Origin of the sequence: Streptomyces phyllanthi (assembly GCF_009377205.1) — a bacterium.
GTDB lineage: Bacteria > Actinomycetota > Actinomycetes > Streptomycetales > Streptomycetaceae > Streptomyces > Streptomyces phyllanthi.
Map to the genome: position 1 here is coordinate 1 of NZ_VJZE01000845.1, position 1,903 is coordinate 1,903.

The 1,903-nt window shown below is 68.5% G+C and carries 2 protein-coding genes; one reads left to right on the forward strand and one right to left on the reverse strand.

Translation table 11 applies throughout. The annotated features are described in order from the left end of the window. Positions 1-473: 473 nt before the first annotated feature. The gene (locus FNH04_RS45495; protein WP_152792075.1) at positions 474-1,001 is read right to left on the reverse strand and encodes a hypothetical protein; all 528 of its coding nucleotides are present in this window, start codon (positions 999-1,001) and stop codon (positions 474-476) included. 347 nt (positions 1,002-1,348) lie between these two features. Between FNH04_RS45495 and FNH04_RS45500 the strand changes: the two genes are divergently transcribed. Next, positions 1,349-1,903 (forward strand): helix-turn-helix domain-containing protein (locus FNH04_RS45500; RefSeq protein WP_152792076.1); only part of this gene is annotated, 555 nt, incomplete at its 3' end.

Sequence of the window (1,903 nt, forward strand, 5' to 3'; positions counted from 1 at the left end):
CCCCACAGCCCACCCAACCCAGTTATCAACCAACCACCAACACCACAGCCCACACACCACCCCACACACCAACTGCCCCCCGCCTCAGCGACATCCCGGCCGGACGCAAGGGGGGGCGGCAGCGACACGGACGGCGCTCACAGCGGCGTACGGCCGCCTCCCGGCGTGTAGGTTCTCGCAGTTCGTCTCCTGCTGCGTGACTATGGCCTGCGGCTTCTCGCGGTGTCTCACGTCGTGGTCGGCTGTCCGGTCTCACTATCGCGTCCGACTCTTCGGGACGGCCGGTGGCATGGACGCCGCTCGCCTAACGGAAGTCAAACGCATGACGAAGCCCTGCACCTCCGGATCCGGAGGTGCAGGGCTCTTTGGCTTTCGCCGAAGGACCCAGCTCCGCTGGCAGTCTCGACTAGCGGGACCCGGCATGGCCAGGGGAAGCCATCGTCATGTCTTCGGACGGACGATCCGTGTCGGCATCAGCAGGCGCGGACGTTCCGGACCGCCCATCTGGCTACGGCCTCACCGGGGATGGCCACGATCTGTGCTTCCTTGGATCCTTTGACCGTATTTCGGGGATCGAAGCGCCAGCCGTTGTTCTGCCAGTACCAGGCGTCGGCACAGTATCCAGGGCCGATGTAGAAGGAATACGCATGGTTCCAGCCAAGAGGGCTGCCGTCCGTGCGCCGGTGGCCCGGCAGAATCGCCTCGTAGAGCGGGGGAGTGTTGTTCTGCGAGACCCCGATCCCGATGTCGTTCTCGTTGCTGATGTAACTGGTCACCGCCTGCGGTGAAACGGCAGCACCGGCACCGGAGGCCGAAGCCGTGCCGCCCGCCCCCGCCACCAGCACCTGCACCTGCACCTGCACCTGCGTACTGGTGCCCGGCGCAGCGCTTGCGGGAACGCCCAGCGACATCGCGGCGACCACTGGCAAAGCCAGCACCGCCAACCTCTTGCCGAGCTTCTTTGGTGATCCGTTTCTGGGACGTCGTATCAGTGACTTCATGTCTTCCTCTCATGACTGAACGGTGCGGCGACGGGCTCGGCAAGGCCTGACCCGTCACCTGGTGCTGTGCGGTCTGGGGGGGGGACCGCTGTTTCGCTGTGGGGGCGGACCGTCCGGTCCGCCCCTACAGCCGCGGCCCTGCTGGCTTCCCGGCAGCCGGCAGGGCGTTTCCCCCGTGGAACGGTCCCCCGGGCCGCTCACAGCACCGAGTTCAGCGGCTGGAGCATTGTTCGACAGCACAGTTCCGGCGGCCGAACAATGACCGACCGCGTGATTCTTCTGGTGTCGTTGATGTGTCTGGGTTGGCTGCCCTGTGCGGTGCGGGAGCGGCCGGAGGAGGTATGGGCATGGCGGGGCGTCGTGAGGAGCCGGTGGATCCGGCGGCGGGTCCGGTGCAGCGGTTCGCGTTCGAGTTACGCAAGCTGCGCACGGATGCGGGCGGGATCACCTACCGGTCGCTGGCAGAGCAGGCGGGCTACGGGGTGACCACGCTGTCGCAGGCGGCTGCGGGTGAGAAGTTGCCGACGTTGCCGGTGGTGCTGGCCTACGTGCGGGCCTGCGGCGGCGAGGAGGCACAGTGGCAGGCCCGGTGGCGGCAGGCGGTGGAAGAATCGGCCGGTGCCGGGGCGGAGGGCGAGGCTGGAGCGGAGTCGCCGTACCGAGGGCTGGCGCGGTTCGAGACGGGTGACAGCGGCCGGTTCTTCGGCCGGGAGCAGTTCACCGACGACCTGCTCGATCTGCTGCGCCGCCGACGCTTCGCCGCGGTGTTCGGTCCGTCCGGCAGCGGCAAGTCCTCTCTGCTGCGGGCCGGTCTGATCCCGGCGCTGCGGCACTGTCAGGAGCCCGGCCTGCGGCCGGCCGCGATCCGGATCCTGACCCCCGGCGACCACCCCGCCCGCACC